General features: G+C 64.7%; 22 protein-coding genes. 6 read left to right on the top strand and 16 right to left on the bottom strand.

Annotated features, from left to right (window positions below):
- Position 1 precedes the first annotated feature (1 nt).
- Genes YP76_RS10695 through YP76_RS29065 form a run of 3 tightly spaced genes read right to left on the bottom strand, consistent with a single transcriptional unit; the run spans position 2 to position 2,194 of the window.
- On the bottom strand, positions 2-712 hold the full coding sequence (locus YP76_RS10695; protein ID WP_046763577.1) for a hypothetical protein: 711 nt from the start codon (positions 710-712) through the stop codon (positions 2-4).
- Positions 709-2,070, bottom strand: coding sequence for a putative O-glycosylation ligase, exosortase A system-associated (locus YP76_RS10690; RefSeq protein WP_046763576.1), 1,362 nt, complete (start codon positions 2,068-2,070; stop codon positions 709-711). Before YP76_RS10690 ends, YP76_RS10695 begins: the two co-directional genes overlap by 4 nt.
- Positions 2,063-2,194 carry a hypothetical protein gene (locus YP76_RS29065; protein ID WP_269748636.1) on the bottom strand — a complete coding sequence of 44 codons (132 nt, stop codon included), beginning with the start codon at positions 2,192-2,194 and terminating at the stop codon, positions 2,063-2,065. The genes YP76_RS10690 and YP76_RS29065 overlap by 8 nt, the downstream gene beginning before the upstream one ends.
- A 111-nt stretch (positions 2,195-2,305) precedes the next feature.
- Between YP76_RS29065 and YP76_RS10685 the strand changes: the two genes are divergently transcribed.
- Positions 2,306-3,556 carry a TIGR04063 family PEP-CTERM/XrtA system glycosyltransferase gene (locus YP76_RS10685; RefSeq protein WP_084733105.1) on the top strand — a complete coding sequence of 417 codons (1,251 nt, stop codon included), beginning with the start codon at positions 2,306-2,308 and terminating at the stop codon, positions 3,554-3,556.
- Positions 3,557-3,561: 5 nt separating this feature from the next.
- Positions 3,562-4,434: a hypothetical protein gene (locus YP76_RS10680; protein WP_046763575.1), complete on the top strand. Its 873-nt coding sequence runs from the start codon at positions 3,562-3,564 to the stop codon at positions 4,432-4,434.
- Between the two features lie 50 nt (positions 4,435-4,484).
- Here YP76_RS10680 and YP76_RS10675 read toward each other — a convergent pair whose 3' ends face one another.
- On the bottom strand, positions 4,485-4,856 hold the full coding sequence (locus YP76_RS10675) for a hypothetical protein (RefSeq protein ID WP_046763574.1): 372 nt from the start codon (positions 4,854-4,856) through the stop codon (positions 4,485-4,487).
- Positions 4,853-5,038, bottom strand: a complete 186-nt coding sequence (locus YP76_RS28655) for a hypothetical protein (protein ID WP_084733104.1) — start codon at positions 5,036-5,038, stop codon at positions 4,853-4,855. Before YP76_RS28655 ends, YP76_RS10675 begins: the two co-directional genes overlap by 4 nt.
- Positions 5,039-5,153: 115 nt before the next feature.
- On the opposite strand from YP76_RS28655, the gene YP76_RS10670 reads away from it, so the two are divergent.
- Both YP76_RS10670 and YP76_RS10665 read left to right on the top strand, forming a co-directional pair.
- Entirely contained in the window at positions 5,154-5,825 is a 672-nt protein-coding gene (locus tag YP76_RS10670; RefSeq protein ID WP_046763573.1) for a S24 family peptidase, read from the top strand.
- A 26-nt stretch (positions 5,826-5,851) separates the two neighbouring features.
- Positions 5,852-6,769: an XdhC family protein gene (locus YP76_RS10665; protein WP_046763692.1), complete on the top strand. Its 918-nt coding sequence runs from the start codon at positions 5,852-5,854 to the stop codon at positions 6,767-6,769.
- 260 nt (positions 6,770-7,029) lie between these two features.
- On the opposite strand, the gene YP76_RS10660 is transcribed toward YP76_RS10665, so the two are convergent.
- A complete protein-coding gene (locus YP76_RS10660; protein WP_046763572.1) occupies positions 7,030-7,215 on the bottom strand; it encodes a YbdD/YjiX family protein in 186 nt (61 codons plus the stop codon).
- The gene (locus YP76_RS10655) at positions 7,212-9,260 is read right to left on the bottom strand and encodes a carbon starvation CstA family protein (RefSeq protein ID WP_046763571.1); all 2,049 of its coding nucleotides are present in this window, start codon (positions 9,258-9,260) and stop codon (positions 7,212-7,214) included. The genes YP76_RS10660 and YP76_RS10655 overlap by 4 nt, the downstream gene beginning before the upstream one ends.
- A 198-nt stretch (positions 9,261-9,458) precedes the next feature.
- On the opposite strand from YP76_RS10655, the gene YP76_RS10650 reads away from it, so the two are divergent.
- The gene (locus tag YP76_RS10650) at positions 9,459-10,013 is read left to right on the top strand and encodes a 2'-5' RNA ligase family protein (protein ID WP_046763570.1); all 555 of its coding nucleotides are present in this window, start codon (positions 9,459-9,461) and stop codon (positions 10,011-10,013) included.
- A gap of 7 nt (positions 10,014-10,020) precedes the next feature.
- Here YP76_RS10650 and YP76_RS10645 read toward each other — a convergent pair whose 3' ends face one another.
- From YP76_RS10645 to YP76_RS10605, 9 genes are all read right to left on the bottom strand, one after another.
- The gene (locus YP76_RS10645) at positions 10,021-10,323 is read right to left on the bottom strand and encodes an alkylphosphonate utilization protein (RefSeq protein ID WP_046763569.1); all 303 of its coding nucleotides are present in this window, start codon (positions 10,321-10,323) and stop codon (positions 10,021-10,023) included.
- A 63-nt stretch (positions 10,324-10,386) separates the two neighbouring features.
- The gene (gene yihA, locus YP76_RS10640; RefSeq protein ID WP_046763691.1) at positions 10,387-11,049 is read right to left on the bottom strand and encodes a ribosome biogenesis GTP-binding protein YihA/YsxC; all 663 of its coding nucleotides are present in this window, start codon (positions 11,047-11,049) and stop codon (positions 10,387-10,389) included.
- 10 nt (positions 11,050-11,059) lie between these two features.
- Positions 11,060-12,802: a membrane protein insertase YidC gene (yidC, locus tag YP76_RS10635; protein ID WP_046763568.1), complete on the bottom strand. Its 1,743-nt coding sequence runs from the start codon at positions 12,800-12,802 to the stop codon at positions 11,060-11,062.
- A 36-nt stretch (positions 12,803-12,838) separates the two neighbouring features.
- Positions 12,839-13,051, bottom strand: a complete 213-nt coding sequence (gene yidD / locus YP76_RS10630) for a membrane protein insertion efficiency factor YidD (protein ID WP_046763690.1) — start codon at positions 13,049-13,051, stop codon at positions 12,839-12,841.
- Positions 13,048-13,524: a ribonuclease P protein component gene (gene rnpA, locus YP76_RS10625; protein ID WP_232307508.1), complete on the bottom strand. Its 477-nt coding sequence runs from the start codon at positions 13,522-13,524 to the stop codon at positions 13,048-13,050. The genes yidD and rnpA overlap by 4 nt, the downstream gene beginning before the upstream one ends.
- A gap of 32 nt (positions 13,525-13,556) precedes the next feature.
- Positions 13,557-13,691 (bottom strand): 50S ribosomal protein L34, encoded by a 135-nt coding sequence (rpmH, locus tag YP76_RS10620; RefSeq protein ID WP_013848777.1) that lies wholly within the window; start codon positions 13,689-13,691, stop codon positions 13,557-13,559.
- A 305-nt stretch (positions 13,692-13,996) separates the two neighbouring features.
- The gene (locus tag YP76_RS10615; RefSeq protein WP_046763567.1) at positions 13,997-14,767 is read right to left on the bottom strand and encodes a DsbA family protein; all 771 of its coding nucleotides are present in this window, start codon (positions 14,765-14,767) and stop codon (positions 13,997-13,999) included.
- Entirely contained in the window at positions 14,764-16,116 is a 1,353-nt protein-coding gene (locus YP76_RS10610; protein ID WP_046763566.1) for a M48 family metalloprotease, read from the bottom strand. The genes YP76_RS10615 and YP76_RS10610 overlap by 4 nt, the downstream gene beginning before the upstream one ends.
- A 162-nt stretch (positions 16,117-16,278) precedes the next feature.
- Positions 16,279-18,927, bottom strand: coding sequence for an Rne/Rng family ribonuclease (locus YP76_RS10605; protein WP_232307507.1), 2,649 nt, complete (start codon positions 18,925-18,927; stop codon positions 16,279-16,281).
- 521 nt (positions 18,928-19,448) lie between these two features.
- Between YP76_RS10605 and YP76_RS10600 the strand changes: the two genes are divergently transcribed.
- Positions 19,449-20,396 carry an N-acetylmuramoyl-L-alanine amidase family protein gene (locus YP76_RS10600; protein WP_408640435.1) on the top strand — a complete coding sequence of 316 codons (948 nt, stop codon included), beginning with the start codon at positions 19,449-19,451 and terminating at the stop codon, positions 20,394-20,396.
- The last annotated feature ends 32 nt before the right edge of the window (positions 20,397-20,428 follow it).

The raw sequence follows: 20,428 nt of genomic DNA, 5'->3' as shown, positions 1-20,428 counted from the left end.
GTCAGCCAAGACCCCCCGGGCGCGGGAGCACGCGGCGCATGCCGCTCGGCAGCCGCCAGTGCAGCGGGTGGCGCCGCATCACCGACAGATGGGCAAAGGTCAGCGTCAGGCAAAGGGTCGCGGCCGGTATCGCCACGCCCTGCGCCATCGGCATCAGCAGGGCGACCGCCAGCGCGCCGACCGCGCCGCTCAGCGCGGCGAGGGTCGCGCCCGCCTCCCCATCGGGTCCGCGCAGCCAGAAGACGCAGCCACTGATGCCCAGCGCAAAGGCCATGGCGAAGCGCGCCGCCTGACCCGGTCCGGCAAGGCCGCAGCCGATCAGCAGCAACAGCATCGCCCCCGCCAGACCCAGGCGCGGCAAGCGGCCGAGCAGATGCGCGATGACGGGATAGACCAGCAATTCGCCCATGACGACGGCGATCAGGATCGCGGCGGCGAGCCGGGCCTGCTCCGGCCCGGCAATCGCCGCGACGACCGCCGTCCCCGCCCATGGCACCAGCCGCAGCGGCGCCATGCGGATATGGCTGATCCAGCCATGCAGGCCCGCCCGCGTTTCCCAGCGCCGGTCGGCCAGCCGCAACTGGAAGGCGGCGATGATGAACAGCGCTTCGGCGCCCCAGGGCAGCAACGACGGCGCGACCAGCGGCGAGGCGAGCACCAGCCCCAGCAGCAGCCCGTGGGCCAGGCCCAAAATCTTCAACTCGCCCTTCATGCGGCGCTCCCCTGCGCGACTGGTGATGCGGGAAATAACGGCTGGCGCGCGGCGGCCTTGCGTTTCCGGGTCAAATAAGTGTCGAGGCCGATCTGGAGCGAGAGCATCATGAAGATGAACGGCTGATAGGCGATGCCCACGAACAGCGATCCTACCATGTAGATGACGTGCCCCTGTTGCAGGGCAAGGGCGAAGGGCGCGATCCAGGCTTCCTCACCCTCGCGCTTTCGGTACATCCGCCGGATCGCTTCGGTCCGGATGAAGCAGGTCAGGTGCAGCAGCGCCCAGAGGAAGAAGCCGAAATAGCCCTGCTCGCCCAGCATCTCGAAATAGGCGCTGTGATAGGCGCGGCCATGATCGGTGACGATGCGCTTCTCCATGCGCGAACCGGCGGCGTCGACGACCCGCTCCTGCATGACATAGGTGAATTTGTTCTGGAGATAATTGTCGAAGCCCCCGCCGGCCGGATGCTCCTTCACATAGCCCAGCGTCCATTTCCACACTTCCAGCCGCGTGGAGGCGCTTTCGTCGCTCTGGTGATTCTCGATGGTCGACATGCGCTGGGTGAAGCTGGCGGGCAGGAAGGGGATGGCCGCCAGGGCCGCCAGCGCCATCAACGGGCCATAGACGAAGCGCCGCTTCGACCGCATCAGCATGAGGCCGGCGAGGATGGCGATGCACACCAGCCCCGTACGCGCCTCCGTCCCGATCGGCATCAGCAGGCAGGCGAAGCAGAGCGCATAGGCGAACAGCTTCACCCGCCAGTCGGGCGGAAAGATGGTGCCATGCTGCGCCAGCCACAGGATCAGCGGGATCAGCGAAATGGCGACGGTCGAAATGATGCTGCCTTCATAAAGGCCGCTATTATTGTCGACCATCAGGTTCAGCACGCCATAGCCGCCGCCCGACAGCGCCGTCTTCATGCCGCCATTGATGATGATCGTGCTGGCGCAGAGCACCATGAACAGGGCCAGCGCCTCGATCCGCAGCCGTGTGCGCAGCGTGACGGGCAGGAAGACGGCGAACACCATCGCCTTCCACACCCAGCCCCATTTGGTGGCCGCGTTGATCGGGAAGTCCGCCGTCGCCGTCGTGTAGCCGCACCAGGCCAGCAGCAGCAGCAGGATCACCTGCCGCATCGAGAAGCGGCAATCCTTCTTGTCGTCGACCAGCGCCCAGGCCCCCACCGTTGCCACGAAGGCGATGAAGGAGATGGGGATGCTGTTCAGCAGAAAATAGGAAAGCCGCTGGGGCGAAACGATGTCGATATAGGCATAGACCGCGACCAGCAGGAACGGTCGCCTGAGGCCCGCCAGGAAGAAGGCGCCGAGAAAGGCGACGAAGAAAAGGTCACGCATCGCCGCTGCTCTCCGTTTCGAGGGCAGAGGGGGGATCGCGATCCAGGTCGGGGCGCGAGAGCAGTCGCCATGCCGCCAGCAAGATGACGCCATGGCTGATGAGGAGGGAGAGAGCGTCGATCATCGAGTGACTTGGGTAATCCGTCAGTTCCATCGTGCCGAAGCCCGAACCTGGGATGCTTTACCCCAACAGAGTTGACGGCCCGTTAAACCTTTTCCGGCAAGACTCGGCGCCATGACACGGATTCTCCCCCGTATTCTCCCCCGTATTCTCCATGTGCTGGACCACAGCCTGCCGATGCATAGCGGATACACCTTCCGCACCCGCGCGATCCTGCGGGCGCAGATGGTCAAGGGCTGGGAGGTGCGCGGGATCACCGGCTATCGTCACGGCGTGCCGGGGCAACTGGAAGAGATTGTCGACGGCCTCCATTTCCATCGCACGCCGGGCGAATCGACCGGCGGCAATCCGCTGCTGCGCGAGTGGCGGGACATTTCCGCCCATGCCGAAGCGATCGAGTCGCTGGTGCGCCAATGGCGGCCCGACATCATCCACGCCCATTCGCCGGTGCTGAACGCCATCGCCGCGCAGAAGGTGGCGAAGCGCCACCACATTCCCTTGATCTACGAAATCCGCGCCTTCTGGGAGGATGCGGCGGTCGGCAACGGCACCGGGACGGAGGGCAGCCCGCGTTACTGGTTGACCCGCCAGCTCGAAACCCATGCCGTGCGCGGCGCCGATGCGGTGGCAGTGATCTGCGAAGGGTTGCGCGAAGACCTGGTCGCGCGCGGCATCGACGCGGCCAAGATCATCGTCTCGCCCAATGGCGTCGACATGGACCAGTTCGGCACGCCGGTCCCCCGCGATCCGGCGCTGACCCGGCGATTGGGATTGGAAGGCGCCGATGTCGTCGGCTTCATCGGCAGCTTCTACGATTATGAGGGGCTGGACGACCTGATCGCCGCCTTGCCCAAATTGGTGCGCGCCCGCCCGAAGGCGAAGCTGCTGCTGGTCGGCGGCGGCCCGCGCGAACAGGCGCTGCGCGATCAGGCCATGGCCTCGCCCTTTGCCGACCATATCGTCTTTGTCGGCCGTGTGCCGCACACCCAGGTCGAGGATTATTATGCGCAGGTCGACATCCTCGCCTATCCGCGCAAGGCGATGCGGCTCACCGATCTGGTGACGCCGCTGAAGCCATTGGAAGCGATGGCGCAGGGCCGCCTGGTCGCCGCCTCCAGCGTCGGCGGCCATCGCGAGCTGATCGAACATGGTGTCACCGGCACGCTGTTCGCGCCCAACGATCCGCCCGCCATCGCCGCCGCTCTCGCGGGAATGTTCGCGGATCGCGGCTTCTGGGACGAGCGGCGGGCGGTCGCACGGGCCTTCGTCGAGCGCGAGCGTAACTGGTCGTCAAACATTCTTCGCTACGAACCCGTCTACCGGCAGTTGCTGGCGCGCCCGCAGCGGGTGCGGGCGGCGGCCTGAGCAAGATGGGCAGGTGGGCAAAGGCGCTGCTGGGCGCGCTGGCGGCCGGGCTGCTGCTCTTCTCGATACCGGTCGGGCTGGTCGAAACCATGGTGGCGTCGAGCGGCCTCAGCGAAGCCGTCCCCGCCGCCGCCCCGCCGCTGGGGATGACGGCCCGGCTGATGATGGCGGCGTTCGGTGCCATGATGGTGCTGGGCCTGATCGGAGTAAGGCAGAGGGAAACGCGCGTCGCGTTGTTGACGCATGAAAGGAAAGGGCGCGGGAAAAGCGCCGCAGGAGTGAGCAAAATGGGTTTTGCCTTGTCCAAGCTGAGCTGGCTGTCGCGTGACCGGAACAAGTCCGGGCCGACGTTGCGCCGCGCCGATGCCCATCCCGACGCGCCCGCGCGGCCGCCGATCTTCGCCAGCCGCGACTTTGGCGGGCTGGACATATTCGCCCGCACCGCGCCGGGACGCGGCGAGGTGGAGGTGCAGGCCGAAGCGGAAGCGGAAGAGAGGGTGCCTGCCGCTGGCCTCTCCATCCCCGGTACGCCGGGGGAAATGACGGAAGAAAGCGCCTTCGCCCGCCTCCGGCGCGCCTTTTCCGCCGAAACCGTCGATGCCGATTATGAGGAGATTGCACAGCCTGACCAAGCTCAGGCCGAGCGTCAGGCCGCTCCGGCGCCTGCCCCGATCACAAATCTTTCCCTGTCGGAACTGGCCGAAAGGCTGGAACGAGGCCTTGCCCAGCGCAAGCGAATGGGACGTCCGGTCTCCGTTTTGGCCGACATGCCCGTCGAGGCGGCCGTACCGGTCCGCGACCATGTGGAACAGGGCGTGGACGATGCCCTGCGTGCCGCGCTCGGTACGTTGCGTACCATGGCGGGCCGCGCCCGTTGAACTGATGGACGGGAGCGCGCCGCCCCCGTGCGCGCTCCGGCAAGGCAACCTCACCAATCTTCGATGGTGAGCGCCGACAGTTCGATCCATTCGCCGCCTGGCATCGGATAGCTGTCATCGATGCTGAGATCGGCGACGAAATGGCCGGTCAGGCTCCATTCCGCCTCCTCGATCCCGGCGACGAACGCCGCCCGCCGCGCTGCCGCATCGGGTCCGGCGAGGCTCAGCGTGATGACATGGCGTCGTCCCTGGAACAGGGCGCTGGCCCAGGGGCGGCTGGCGGCGCGTTCGACCGTGACGGGCGTGCCCGCCCGCGCCGTCAATTGCCCCAGCAGCCGGGGGAGGGGGTCCCGGCCCTTGGTCCCGATTTCGCCATTTCGGAGCAGGTTGGCGGAGGCGACAGACATGCCGATGCTTGTCATTGACCAACACTCCTGCGATATGTGTTCATGAAATGTTCTACGCGTCTCCTCATTCGGGCGCCCGGTTCGCGTCCCCTGCGCAAGTCGAAGACCAGGCGCGGATCGCGCACGCTTTCGCGGCCGAACCGCGTCGCCGGGATACCATTTTCTCGCAGAAATTTTTCGACGGCTCGCAACAGCATTCTTCTGCTTCTCCTCTATCGACTCGATTCGCCCGATGCGAATGCGCAAGAGAATTTCCATCTGTTACCCTATTTCCTACTTGTCTAGGAAAATTCCTATCATTATGGATGAAACATGGTCGGTAATGGAGAAGATCCGCGTATCGTGCTGGAGCGTTTGATCGCTGAGCGGGGGGACAGCTATTCCGACCTCTCGCGCCTGCTGAACCGCAATCCGGCCTATATTCAGCAGTTCATCAAACGCGGCTCCCCCCGCAAGCTGGACGAGGAGGACCGGCGAATATTGGCCCGCTATTTCGGCGTGGCGGAGCAGATGCTGGGCGGTTCGACCGTGCGACCGGAAACCCCGGCCAAGATGCGGTCGCTGCCCGCCGTGATCACCGTGCCGCGCCTGTCCTTGGGGGCTTCGGCCGGGCCGGGGTCGCTGGACGAGGATGAGCGGACGGCGGGCGTGATGGCGTTCGATGCCAACTGGCTGCGCCATCTGGGCGTCCGCCCGCAAAAAATATCGATCATCCGCGTCGACGGCGAATCGATGGCGCCGACATTGAGCGACGGCGATGAGATCATGGTCGATCATGATGATGATGCGATCCGATTGCGCGACGGCGTCTATGTCCTCCGGCTCGACGGCGTGCTGATGGTGAAACGGGTGGCCATGGGACCGCGGCGGGGGCTGTTTTCCGTTCTCAGCGACAATCCCCATTATCCCGACTGGATCGACATCGACCCGGCGCTGGTTATGATCGTGGGACGGGTGGTCTGGACGGGACGACGGCTGGTTTGAAGGGGATGGATTGGGAGGCAGGGATTTTGAATGATAATGGCGCGGTGATCCGCAAGGCCATGGAATGGCGCGGCGCCCCGCTGGCGCTGGCGACCGTGGTGTCGACCTGGGGCTCCGCGCCGCGACCGCGGGGCAGCCATATGATCGTGCATGAGGATGGCCGCTTCGAAGGCAGCATCTCCGGGGGCTGTGTCGAAACCGACGTGCTTCAGCGCGCGGCCGAAGTGATCGCGGGGCGTCCGGCGCATCTGGAGATTTACGGCGTGGCCGATGGGGATGCCTGGGCGGTCGGCCTGCCTTGCGGCGGGGAGATCAGCGTGCTGGTGCAGCCGGTCGGCCCCGACGGCTTCGACCCCGCGCTGTTCGACCGGATCGCGGTGGAAAGCGGGCAGGGCAGGGCGCTCACCCTGTCGACCGATCTGGAAACTGGCCGGACGCGGGAAGGCGCATGGGAAGGACAATTCCACAACCGCTATGATCCGCCGCGCCGGGTGCTGATCGTGGGCGCGGTGCAGATCGCGCAGTCGCTGGGCGCGCTCGCACGGGCGATCGGCGTCACGCCGGTCATCATCGACCCGCGCGGCCGGTTTCTGACGGAGGAACGTTTCCCCGGCATCGAACGGGACGACCGCTGGCCCGATGAAGCCATTGCTGCCCGCTCGCCCGGCGAATCGACGGCGGTGGTGACGCTCAGCCATGATATCAAGATCGACGATCCGGCATTGGCCGCCGCGCTGCGTGCGCCGACGGGCTATATCGCCGCGCTGGGTTCCCGCAGGAGCCATGCGGCCCGGCTGGACCGGCTGGCCGCCATGGGCTTTTCGCCCGACGATCTGGCGCGCATCGACGGCCCCGCCGGTCTCGACATAGGCGCAGTGGGCGCCGCCGAAATCGCCCTCTCCATCGCCGCAGGCATGATCGACAGCTTCAACATGCCACGCTGAAAATCTTCCCCATCGAGGATGGGGAGGGGGACCATTTCAAGACAAATGGTGGAAGGGGAATTGCACGACGCTTCCGCGGCTTCTGTGCTGTCGAGGTGGAAAATCTCTGCTTACGAAGGCGGAAGCATGTCGCACTTCCATCCGATCCGGACGAATTCTAGAGCGCGCTGCGTTAAATCGTACGCAAGTCGCGCGCTCTCAGCTTTTGTTGTCGCATCGCTTTAAGCGCAAAACCGGTTCCCACTTTTGCGCACGATGCTCTAACAGCATTTTCCGCCATTCTTGCCCCCATAACGCGCTTCCTGCCGCTCCCGGAAAAAGGCGGTCCGATCCATGGGCGCGCGCTCGGGATGGCATTCCCGCATGTGCCGCAAATAGACGTCATAGTCCGGCACCCCGACCATCATGCGCGCCATCTGCCGCAAGCGATGGAGAAAGACGCTCATTCCGCCGGCACCAGTTGCGCCGGGATTTCACGCGCGGTCGGCGCGCCCACTTTTCGCGCCGCCAGACAGGTCCGCACCGTAAACAGCAATATGGCCAGCACCACGAACAGGAAGATCGCGACCAGGCCGGCGTCGACCCGGTCATTGAAGATGATCGCTTCCATCTCCGCCATCGACTGGGCGGGCGTCAGTATCTCTCCCTTGTCCGCCGCCGCGCTGAACTTCGCGGCATGCGCCAGGAAGCCGACCTTGGCATCCGCCGAAAACAGCTTCAGGAACCCCGCCGACAGGGTGCAGATCAGCAGCCATGCGGCCGGGACCATCGTCACCCAGGCGAACCTGTCCCGCTTCATCCGGAACAGCACCGCCGTCCCCAGCATCAGCGCGATCGCCGCCAACATCTGGTTGGAGATGCCGAACACCGGCCAGAGCGTATTCACCCCGCCCAGCGGATCGGTCACACCCTGATAGAGGAAGAAACCCCAGGCCGCGACGGTCAACCCCGTGGCGACGATCCCCGGCGCCATGCTCTTCGTCTCCTTGAAGCCGGGGACCGCCAGGGCGATGAGATCTTGCAACATGAAACGCCCGGCGCGTGTCCCCGCATCCACGGCGGTCAGGATGAACAGCGCCTCGAACAATATCGCGAAATGATACCAGAAGGCCTTCATCGCCGGCCCGCCCACGACATGGGAGAATATCTCCGCCATCGCCACGGCCAGCGTCGGCGCGCCGCCCGCGCGGGAGATGATGCTATGCTCGCCCACATCCTTCGCCGTCTGGAGGATGAGGTCGGGCGTAATCGGAAAGCCCATGGCCGTCACCGCCGCTGCCGCGCTCGCCGCATCCTTGCCGATCGCGGCGGCGGGGCTGTTCATCGTGAAATAAATGCCCGGATCGAGGATCGACGCCCCCACCAGCGCCATGATCGCCACGAACGCCTCCATCAGCATCGCGCCATAGCCGATGAACGGTGCATGCGCTTCGCTCGCGATCAGCTTGGGCGTGGTGCCGCTCGAAATGAGCGCATGGAAACCCGACACCGCTCCGCAAGCAATGGTGATGAAGAGGAAGGGGAACAGCCCGCCAGCCCAGACCGGCCCATTGCCGCTCGCAAATGGGGTGACAGCATGCATCTTCAAAGGCGGCGCCATGATGACGATGCCAATCGCCAGCGCCGCGATCGCCCCGATCTTCAGGAAGGTTGACAGATAGTCGCGCGGCGCCAGCAGCAGCCATACCGGCAGCACCGACGCGATCGCGCCATAGCCGATCAATATCCAGCAAAGCTGCACCGGGGTGAAGGTGAAGACCGGCCCCCAGACCGGCGACTGCGCGATGCTCTGCCCATAGACGATGGCCGCCAGCAACCCGACCAGCCCCAGCAGTGACACCTCGCCGATCCGTCCCGGCCTGATCCAGCGCGTATAGGCGCCCATCACCATCGCCAGCGGCACCGTCGCCGCCACGGTGAACATGCCCCAGGGACTTTCCGCCAGTGCCTTCACCACGATCAGCGCCAGCACGGCCAGGATGATCACCATGATCATGAAGGCGCCGAAGAGGGCAATGGTTCCCGCGACTTGCCCCATCTCCATGCGGATCAGCTCGCCCAGCGACTTGCCGTCCCGCCGCATCGAGATGAACAGCACCATGAAGTCCTGCACCGCCCCGGCCAGCACCACGCCCGCGATGATCCACAGCGTGCCGGGCAGATAGCCCATCTGCGCCGCCAGCACCGGTCCCACCAGCGGCCCGGCGCCGGCAATCGCCGCGAAATGATGCCCGAACAGCACTGTCCGGTCGGTCGCGACATAGTCCAGCCCATCGGCCCGCCGGATCGCGGGCGTGGGCCGCGACGGGTCGAGCCGCATCACGGTTCGCGCGATATAGAGTGCATAATAGCGATAGGCGACCAGGAAGCTGCTGACCGCCGCCACCACGATCCACAGCGCATTGACCGCCTCGCCGCGCGACACGGCCACCACCGACAGCGCCACCGCGCCGGCAATTGCGATCAAAATCCATGGGATATGCCGGGTCATCGCTCTCTCTGATCGCCTGTTCGTCCAAAGCCGCCACAGTAAGGCCGGTCCCGGCAAAGACAATCTTCTCTTGTCCGGCGTCTCTTGCCCGGACGGAACGAGGCCCGTCGCGGCGCCCGAAATTTCGGAAGGATTCGCTTCCCGCAAGAAAAGAACATATCATGAACAAAATTCGCCGATTCGCATGGAGACAAGGCCATGGAAAGCCGCCCCAGCCAAAGCCTCTTCCGTCTCTTCTATGCGCTCAAGCCCAGCCTGCTGATCGCGCGCCAGACCGATCATTTCGCGGAAACCATTGCGGGCGACGCCCGGCGCATCGCGGTCGAGCATCAGCATGTGACGCTCGCCATCAGCTGCGATTATGACGATTATCCCTACGCGGTCATCAAGGCGCTGCTGCGCGCGGGTACCGGGATAAAGGCCGAGCCCTTCGATCTGCGGCTGGACCGGCTCAGTATCGGCAATCGATCGGCGGCATTGCGCCCCTCGCATAGCGTGCCGTTGTTGAATGCGCTCCAGCGGCAGATCGCGACGGCCATGAAGGGGGCAGGGGTGCTATCCCGCCCCGGGTGGAGCTTCAGCCCGCATCAGACGCTCTTCTATCGCGATGGCCCGCCGGAGCAGCGGCGGGTCGAAGGCTTCAGCTGGCATGTCGACCAGTTCATGCTGGTGTGCAGCCATGTCGGCCGCACGCACCATGAAACGCTGGCGACCTGGCGCCTCAACGGCAGCGGTCAGTACAAGCTGTTCTGACGGTGCATCAGCGTTTGCGCACGAACTCCGCCCGCAGCACCAGTCCCTTGATGCCATCATGGCGGCAATCGATCTCCTGGGGATCGCCGGTCAACCGGATCGATTTGATCAGCGTCCCGCGCTTCAACGTCTGGCCCGCGCCCTTGACGACCAGATCCTTGATCAGCGTGACCTGATCGCCGTCGTTCAGCAGATTGCCGACCGCGTCGCGGACCTCGACCGTCTCGGCGGCGCTGGCCTTCTCAGCGGCTTCTGCCGCGCTGATCCATTCGCCGCTCGCCTCGTCATAGACATAATCATCGTCGGTCATGGCAGCTGTCCTTGTTACCGCATTCCGCGAGCCGTCGGCTGTTCCAGCCAACTTCAGAATGCTTTATCCCTGTGTCACACTTTCCAGCACAGCCGCACGCAGTTCCGGCAATCCCATGCCCTTCTCGCTCGATGTCGCGATGATGTCGGGATGCGCGGCGGGGCGCTTGCGGATCGCCTCGGCCACGGCCTGCTTCACCTCGGCCAGATGGCTGGCCTTCACCTTGTCCGCCTTGGTCAGCACGATGCGATAGCTGACCGCCGCCGCATCCAGCATGTCGAGAATATCGGTATCGACATCCTTGATCCCATGGCGGCTGTCGATCAGCACCAGCGTCCGCTTCAGCTTCGCCCGCCCGCGCAGATAGTCGTTCACCAGGAACCGCCATTTGCGCACCATGTCCTTGGGCGCGCGGGCGTAGCCATAACCCGGCATGTCGACCAGCCGGAACCGCAGCGGATCGCCCACATCGAAGAAGTTCAGCTCCTGCGTCCGCCCCGGCGTGTTGGACGTCCGCGCCAGCCCATTGCGATTGGTCAGCGCATTCAGCAGCGATGACTTGCCGACATTGGACCGCCCGGCAAAGGCGACCTCATTCACCGCCATGTCAGGCAGGAATTTCAAATCGGGCGCGGATTTGAGGAAGGCGATCGGCCCGGCAAAGACCTTGCGCGCTTCCTCGATAAGGTCGGCCAAATTCTGGTCGGTCGCTTCCTGTTCGTTCACCAATCCGGCCTTATTTCGCTTCTGCGGCGTTCAATTGCGGGTGGCGCTTGTAAAGCCACCATTGCTGCAACATCGACAGGCAGTTGTTGGTGATCCAGTAGACCAGCAGGCCCGCCGCGAAGGGCGCCATGATGAACATCATCATCCACGGCATGATCGCGAACACCTGCTGCTGCATCGGGTCCATCTGCGCCGGGTTCAGCTTGAACTGGAAATACATGCTGATGCCCAGAGCCAGCGCCAGCAGGCCGATGCCCAGGAAGGCAGGCGGCGTGAACGGCAGCAGACCGAACAGGTTCACGATATGCAGCGGATCGGGCGCGGAGAGATCCTTGATCCACAGCGCGAAGGGCTGGTGACGCATTTCGATCGTGAGCTGCAACACCTTGTACAGCGCGAAGAAGATCGGAATCTGGATGAAGATCGGCAGACAGCCGGCAAGCGGATTGACCTTCTCGCGCTTGTACAGCTCCATCATCTCCTGCTGGAGCTTCTGCTTGTCGTCCTTATGTTTCTCCTGCAACGCCTTCATCTTGGGCTGCACCGCGCGCATCGCCGCCATGCTGGCGAACTGGCGCTGGGCGACGGGGAACATCAGGCCCCGGACCACGAAGGTCAGGCAGATGATCGCCACGCCGAAATTGCCGATGACCGTGAACAGCCAGTGCAGCAGCGCGAAGATCGGCTGTTCGAACCAGTAGAACCAGCCCCAGTCGATCGCCCGGTCGAACAGCGGAATGCCCGCCCGCTCATAGGCTTGCAGCGTCTTCACTTCCTTGGCACCGACGAACAGCCGGTTGGTCTGCGTCACAGCCTTGCCGGGGGCCAGCACAGTCGGAGCAACGGTGACATCAGCTTGATATTGCTTGTCAGCGCCTTGGAACTGACCGGAAACAGCCGCTTTTTGATCAGGTATGATGGCTGAGAGCCAATATTTGTCTGTAAATCCGACCCAGCCGCCCTTGGTGCTGTACGGATTGGCGCCTGCTACGGCGGTGGTGCCAAACATCTTTGCAAAGAAGCCGGGCTCTTGGCCATCGAGGTTATCGAAACCAATATCGTAATTGGCCGCCCCATTGAACACACCAATCGGCCCAGTGTGGATGGTCCAGGTCGAAATGTCCTTCGAATGTCCTTTACGGCTAACATAGCTGTAAGGTTTCACCCCAACCGCGCTTGCGCCGCTGTTCGATACCTTCTGCGCAAAGGTGATCATGTAATTTTCGTCGACGGACAAGCGGATTTCGAAGGTCTGACCTGCACCGTTATTCCACGTCAGCGTGACGGGGCTGGTCGGGGTCAATTCCTTACCATTGGCGGTCCAGACCGTGTTGCTGTTGGGAGCTTTCAACCCTTCGCCCTGCCAGCCGAAGCCTGCAAAATAGGCGTCCTTCGTGCCGCTGGGGCCGTAGAGGCGGATCGCGGGCGAATCCTTGGCGATGGTTTCCTTGTAGGTCGGCAACACGATGTCATCGATGCGCGCGCCCTTGAGATTGATCGAACCCGCGAGCTTTGGCGTGCGGATCGCCACTCGCGGGCTGTCCTTGAGGACCAACGCCAGATCGCGGATCGCGGCGGGGCCTTCAGCAGCAGGGGCCGGGCCGGAGGTGCCCAGCGGCGTGGTCTTGCCGCCCTCGATCTTGGTCGCGGGCGGATTGGCGGCGGGGAAGAAATGCTTGGCGACATAAGGCCAGCCGAACAGGATCGCCGCGGTCAGCAGCACCGCCAGAACAATATTCTTCTTGTCGTCCACGCTTATCGGCTCCGCCGTGTCTGTGAAATTCTTGTGTCAGGGGACCGGGTCGTAACCCGAACCGCCCCAAGGGTGGCATCGCATTAGCCGCTTCGTGGCCAGCCAGCTACCCTTCACCGCACCATATTTGCGGATCGCCTGGATCGCATATTCCGAGCAGGAGGGGGCATAGCGGCAACTGGGCGGCAAAATCCGCGAGGGACCAAGCTGCCAGAAACGGGCGATCAGGATGAGCAGGCGGCCGATCACGGCTTTTCCGCTCCGTGTTCCTGCACAGGCAGGAACCCAGTCCCGCCATTGCCTTTTGTCTCTGCCTCTGAACTGGGCTCCTGCCTGCGCAGGAGCACGTCGCTCTTCGGATGAGCCGCTTTCTTGCCGGGGCGGCCGCGAGTATCACCGGCTGGCCGCGACATGACCTTACCCAGCGCCTTCGCCATCTCGGCGCGCAGCAGGCCGAAATCGCGCTCAATCCCTTCGGACCGGCCGATCAGCACATGATCGGCGCCCGCCACGCCATGCAGGGGCAGCAACTCGCGCGCCAGAACGCGAAAACGGCGCTTCATCCGGTTACGGACGACAGCGCCGCCAATCTTTTTCGTGACCGTGATGCCGTAACGCATCGCCGGATCGCCGTCGCCACGTTCGCGCACCAGCAGGACAAAGCCCGGCATGGGGGCGCGCCGCCCACGATTCGCCGCCAGAAAATCGGCGCGCTTGCCCATGACGGCAGGCGCGCTGTTCAGCGGCGCGTCGTTCAGGCGCTCAGGCTCTTGCGGCCGCGCGAACGGCGTGCGCGGATCACATTGCGGCCGCCGGGGGTCGCCATGCGGGCGCGGAAACCGTGACGGCGCTTCCGAACCAGATTGCTCGGCTGATAGGTGCGCTTCATCGTTCATTCCTCAAAAAACTATAAGAATCGGGCGTGACAAAAAAGGGCCGCCGGTCGGGCGGCCGCATGTCAGGGGGCGTCCGATAGGCAAAAGGGGAAGCCGAGTCAATGGCGGAGGAGGGGGGAAGACGCTTTTAAGCATTGTCCACGGACGAGTGCGGTTCGGCCATTTGCGGACGTCGGCAACATCCCTCACCCCAGCGAAAGCGGGGATCCCCTAAGGGCTGGCATGTGCGTTCCCGCCCGCGATCGCAGCTTCCGCGGGGAAGACGGGCCAGAAGCAAGAATCCACCCGAAATCGCCGCTTACTTCCCCCGTGCGGCCGCCACGGCCGCCTTGAGCGCATCATATCCCACCGCGCCGTTCAGCACCTGCTTCCCGATCACGAAGGTCGGCGTGCCGGACGCCTGCAATTTTTGCGCAAGGCCGATATTCGACTGGATTTCCGCATTATATCTGCTGTCCGCAATGGCCGCTTCCGCCGCCTTCGCATCGATCCCGACCTTCGCCGCGGCAGCGAGGATCGTTTCCCGCGTCACCTTCCCCGCCGCATAGAGCGCGCGGTGATAGGGCATATACTGGTTCTTCTCCGCCGCCAGCAGCGACACTTTCGCGGCATCGATGCTCGCGTCGGACAGGATCGGCAGCTCGCGATAGACGACCTTCACCCCCTTGTCCTCACCCACCAGCTTCGCCAGATCGGGCAGCGACGCCCGGCAATAGCCGCAGGCATAGTCGAAAAATTCGACCACCGTCACATCGCCCTTGGCCGCGCCTTCCCACGCCCCCGCATAGGGCGTTTCGATGGTCTGGCGGCTGGCGTCGATCGTGCCCGTCATGCGCTTGGCCTGCAATTTCTCGACGGCCTGCGGAATGATCTCCGGATGCTCCAGAATATAGTCGTGCACGATCTGCTCGATCGCCGCCTTGTCGCTGGCATCGACGCGGCCGGTGCTCTGCGTGCCGAGCGCGGCGCCCGTCGCGGTCGCGGCGATGAAGGCGAAAACGCCAAGGGTCATCAATATGGTCCTGTTGGAAAGCGCCGCGCGAAAGCCGGGCCGCGATTGGTCTGTCATTTCTTCTTTCGCTTCTGCTCGACGGCGGCGCGGGAAACCATGGCGATATCCTGCGCGCGCAGATAGTCAACCGTTCCCGGCTTCAACCCCTGCATCGCCGCGTCCGCGCTGCGCAGCGCCATCTGGTCGTCACCCATCATCGAATAGCGTTCCGCCGTCGCCAGCGCCGCGCGGGGAATATCGCCGCGATGCTCGTAGACGACACCCAGTTGATACCAGGCAAAGGGATTCTCCCGATCCCGCGCGATGGCGTTGCGCAGCACCTTCTCCGCCTCCGCGAAATTGGCGTCATTCTCCGTCGCGATCAACGCATGGCCGAGCAGCGTGGCGATCAGCGGCTGGTTGGTGAGTTGCACCGCTTCGCGCAAGGGCGGGATCGCATCGACAGGCTTGCCGCTTTCCAGCAGCACCTGTCCCTTCAATTCCAGGAAATAGGGATCGTGCGGCGCGGCAGTCAGCAGCGCGTCGACCTCGCTGAGCGCCTTGTCCGGATAGGCGCTCTTGTGCCAGGCATAGGCGCGCGCATAATGGGCCGGGATCGACTGGTCGCTTTCCGGATATTTGAGCAGGGTCTGATTGGGCTCCGACACGAAGCCGACCAGCTTCGCCTTGATCCGCTCGAACCGCGCCTCCAGCTTCGGGTCCATCGGCTTGTCCCAGGCGGGATCGACCGTATAGACCTCGCGCAGCACATTGATGCGCTCGCCCGACAGCGGGTGGGTGCGGCCATAGCTGTCGTCCTGCGGGATGGCGAGCCGATATTCCTGGTTCTGCAGCTTCTTGAAGAATTCCAGGCTGCCCTTGCCCGAAATCCCCGCCTTGCTGAGATAGCGCGCGCCGGCCAGGTCGGCGGAGCTTTCCTGTGTTCGGGAAAAGGCGAGGAACTTGCCCATCGCCGCCTGCTGTCCCATGCCAAGGATGCCCATGCCCGCTTCGGCACCGCCCGCCGCGATCGCCGCCGCGCCCAGGACCAGGCTGAGCAGCGTGATGCCGGTCGCCTCCTTCATCCCCTCGCCATAGCGAATGACATGGCCGCCCTCGATATGGCCGAGTTCGTGCGCGACCACGCCCTGCACCTGGTTAACATTGTCGGCCGCCGCGATCAGCCCGCTATGCACCCAGACATATTGGCCGCCCGCGACGAAGGCGTTGATGTCGGGGTCGTTGATGACCAGCACCTGGACATTGCGGGGTTCCATCCCCGCGGCCTTGACCAGCGGCGCAGACATGTCGGCCATGAAGGCTTCCGTTTCCGCATCCCGCAGGATCTGCTGCGCCGCCGCCGGACGCGCCAGCAGGGCGAGGGACGTCAGGGCCACGGCGGCGAGACGAAGCCAGCGGGCATTCATGCCTGGGCGATCCGGCGTGGGAGAGCGGTCCGGGGCAGGGGGGATTGTCGCATCGATGCCAGGGGATGCCATGGCCGGGATGAACTTCCGCTGAAATGAAAACGCCGCCGTCTGACCGTTTGAACCGGCAAGACGGCAGCGTCCTTCATCATCCCGTGCCGTTTACTGACCGAAGGTGCGCTGCCACCAGCCGCGGCGCGGCGCGCCGTCCTCACCCTCGCCTTCACCGGCCGCCTCGGCATCGCCATTCACCGTGACCGATTCGGCCAATTCGGCGGGCGCTTCGGCAACCGGCGCGACTTCGGCGGCGGCTTCCTCGACCACTGGATCGGCTTTCTTGCGGCGGGTGCGCTTGGGCTTGGCCGGCGCCTCTTCCGCGACCGGCACGACCTCGGCGACGGCGGCTTCCTCGACCACCGGATCGGCCTTCTTGCGGCGGGTGCGCTTGGGCTTGACCGGCGCCTCTTCCGCAGCCGGGGCTTCCGGTGCGGCTTCGACGGGCGTTTCCACCACGGCCTCTACCGCTTCAGCGGCGGGGGCGGCGGTTTCCTTCGCCTTGCGGGCGCGGGGACGGCGGCGGGTCTTGGGCGCTTCCTCTTCGGCAGGCGCTTCGGCAACCGCTTCCACAAGGGGTTCCGGCGCGGCCTCGACCACCTCGGTCGCTTCCTCGGCTTCGGTCACGGCTTCTTCGGCCCCGCCTTCGCCCGCCTCGCGACGGCGGCGTCCGCCCCGGCGACCACGGCGACCACGGCGGCGACCTTCGCCCTCACCCTCGGCGGCAGCCTCGGCCGGTGCGGCCTCGGCTTCGTCCTCGATGTCGGCTTCCTCGTCGGCTGCCTCGGTTTCCTCGGCCCCTTCCTCGCCGGAAGCGTCGGCACGATGCTCGTCGCGCTGGCCGCCGCGACGGCGACGACGGCGACGGCGACGGCGACCGCCTTCACGGTCCTCGCCCCGCTCGGCGCGATCCTCATGCGCGGCTTCGACTTCCTCGACCTCTTCCTCGTCCAGTTCCTCGACGATATCGAGATCATCTTCTTCCTCGACCATCGGCGTATAGTCGACGACGCGCTCCGGACGCGGCCCGCTGGCCTCGACCGACATGCGCGCGCCCTCGATTTCGCCATCGGGCAGGATCGCGATGCGCACGCCATAGCGCTGCTCGATCTCGTCCAGCTCGTGGCGCTTGTTGTTGAGGACGTAGAAGGCCGCTTCCTGGCTGGCGCGCAGGGTGATGAGGGAGCCGCGACCGCGCGCCGCTTCCTCTTCCAGCATGCGCAGCGCGCCCAGGCCCGCCGACGAAGCGGTGCGGACGAGGCCCGTGCCTTCGCAATGCGGGCACTGGCGGGTCGACGCTTCCAGCACGCCGGTGCGCAGGCGCTGGCGGCTCATTTCCATCAGGCCGAAGCCCGAAATGCGGCCGACCTGGATGCGGGCGCGATCGTCCTTCAGCGCCTCCTTCATCGCCTTCTCGACCTTGCGGATGTTGGAGTTCATCTCCATGTCGATGAAGTCGATGACGACCAGACCCGCCATGTCGCGCAGGCGCAACTGCCGGGCGATCTCGCGCGCGGCCTCCAGGTTGGTGGCGACGGCGGTCTGCTCGATGCCATGCTCGCGGGTCGATCTCCCTGAGTTGATGTCGATCGACACCAGCGCCTCGGTCGGGTTGATGACCAGATAGCCGCCGGACTTCAACTGTACGACGGGATTGTACATCGCCGCGAGCTGGTCCTCGACGCTGGCGCGCTGGAACAGCGACACCGCGTCGGCATATTGCTTCACGCGCCGGGCATGGCTCGGCATCAGCAGCTTCATGAAGTCCTTGGCGGCCTTATAGCCATATTCGCCCTCGACGATGACCTCTTCGATATCCTTGTTGTAGATATCGCGGATCGCCCGCTTGATGAGGTCGCTGTCATTGTGGATCAGCGCGGGGGCGTCCGACTTCAGCGTCTTTTCGCGGATCTCGTCCCACAGCCGGGCGAGATAGTCGAAGTCGCGCTTGATCTCCGGCTTGGTGCGCTGGAGGCCCGCGGTGCGGACGATGCAGCCCATGGTCGAGGGCAGCGCCATCTCCGCGATGATCGACTTCAGCCGCTTGCGGTCGGCGGCGTTGGAAATCTTGCGCGAAATCCCGCCGCCATGCGACGTGTTCGGCATCAGCACGCAGTAACGGCCTGCCAGCGACAAATAGGTGGTCAGCGCCGCGCCCTTGTTGCCGCGCTCTTCCTTGACGACCTGCACCAGCAGCACCTGGCGGCGCTTGATGACGTCCTGGATCTTGTAGCGGCGGCGCAGCGCCATGCGCTTGCGGCGCAGTTCGTCGGCGGCTTCGTCGCCCTTGCCGCGACGGCCCCGGCCGTTCCGGCCAGTGTCGGCGGTTTCGCCGCCCGATCCTTCGCCTTCATGCTCATCATCGTCATGATGATGGGTGGCCTCGACGACTTCCAGCCCGCCGTCGGACGCTCCGGCATGATCGTCGTCATCGTCATAATCGGCGCGCAGCGCGGCCTCTTCCTCGGCATGCTCGCGCTCCTCGCGCAGCAGCGCCTCGCGGTCCTCACGCGGGATCTGGTAATAGTCCGGGTGGATTTCGCTGAAAGCCAGGAAGCCGTGGCGGTTGCCGCCATAATCGACGAACGCCGCCTGGAGCGACGGTTCCACGCGCGTCACCTTGGCGAGATAGATATTGCCCTTGAGCTGCTTGTGCTCGGCCGATTCGAAGTCGAATTCCTCGATCCGGTTACCTTTGACGACCGCGACCCGGGTCTCTTCCCGGTGGCGCGCATCGATCAGCATACGCATTGTCATTCATTGTTCTCCGGCGTGGACGGCCAGCGGCGCTGGGCCGGGCTGCCACGCGATAGCAGGGGGGCGGCGCGAATTGCTGCATCGCCCGGTTTTGTAGGAAAAGCTGCGCGTCTGCTGCCGAGGCAGGGCCGGACAAGGTGCCGGACACCACCAACCACGCCGCATCGCCCGGAACCGGGGCAAGCGTGGATTGGAAATCATGCCTCATGCAGCGTCAACCTGTTCGTGCATCGTGCCGGACGCTTGGGCGGCCGCCGATGCCATCGTGAAATGCCCCGAAGGGCTGGCGCAATATGGGCGAGCCTCTCAGGAATGTGAATGGGTAGCAGTCAAAATGCACCGGGGCAACGGCCCCTTGAAATATTGTTGCCTGCTGGAACTTCACCGGCAACCGTTGACCATATCATGGTGAAGAAGGCGTTAACCCTCTATTCCGCCCCGCGAAAGGAAAGGATGCCCAACGCCGGCTTCCCCGCGCGAATGCCAGGCGGAAAGGCGGCATGAAATGGGGCTGGACGGCCATGGTCCATGCGTTGCACAAGCGGTTCATGTTCCAAAGTCTTGCGCTCGCAAGCATGATCCTCTCCGGCGCCCCGCTTTCCGCCATCCTTCGCGACGGCGATCGGACGGACATGCGCTTCGATCAACCCGCGCATATGGCGCCGCGCCCGGCCAGGCGTCTCCACAGCATCACCGTGCCGATCCCGCCGGTGGCACGCGGCCTCTCGCTGCCGCCGGTGGAGGGGCCGCGCGATGCCTCCCGGCCGCTGGTGGTGATCGATGCCGGCCATGGCGGCCATGATCCGGGCGCCGTCAACCGCGAAAATGGCGAACGGGAAAAGGATGTGACGCTCGCCATCGCCCAGGCGGTCCGCGATCAACTGGTGAAATCAGGCCGGGTGCGTGTCGCGCTGACCCGCAATGACGATCATTTCCTGATACTCCAGGAACGCTATGGCATTGCCCGCAAGCTGAATGCGGACCTCTTCATCTCCATCCACGCCGATTCGGCGGACGATGCCATCGCCCGGGGCGCGACCGTCTACACCCTGTCCGAAACCGCCTCCGATCGCGAAGCTGCGCGCCTTGCCGCGCGTGAAAACAAGGCCGATGTGCTGAACGGCGTCAATCTGGGTGGCCAGTCCAGTGACGTGTCCTCGATCCTGATCGACCTGACCCAGCGGGAATCGATGAACATCTCGGTCAGCTTCGCCCGCCTGCTCCAGCGGGAGGCGGCGCCCTATGTCCCGTTCCGCAATACGGCGCATCGCTTCGCCTCGTTGATGGTGCTCAAGGCGCCGGACACGCCATCGGTGCTGTTCGAAACCGGCTATATTTCCAACACCGCCGACGCGGCGTTCCTCGCGTCGAAAGAGGGGCAGGCGAACATTGCCCGCGGCGTCGCCCGTGCGATCGAGGTGCATTTCGCGCGCAGGCTGGCGGCGGGCGGGGATGGGGCAGGCGGTTGAATGGTCCGTCGATCCGCTCTGGCGCTAAACGA

It is taken from the genome of Sphingobium chungbukense (assembly GCF_001005725.1).
GTDB classification, from domain to species: Bacteria; Pseudomonadota; Alphaproteobacteria; order Sphingomonadales; family Sphingomonadaceae; genus Sphingobium; species Sphingobium chungbukense.
This window is presented reverse-complemented; position numbering and strand designations above follow the sequence as displayed.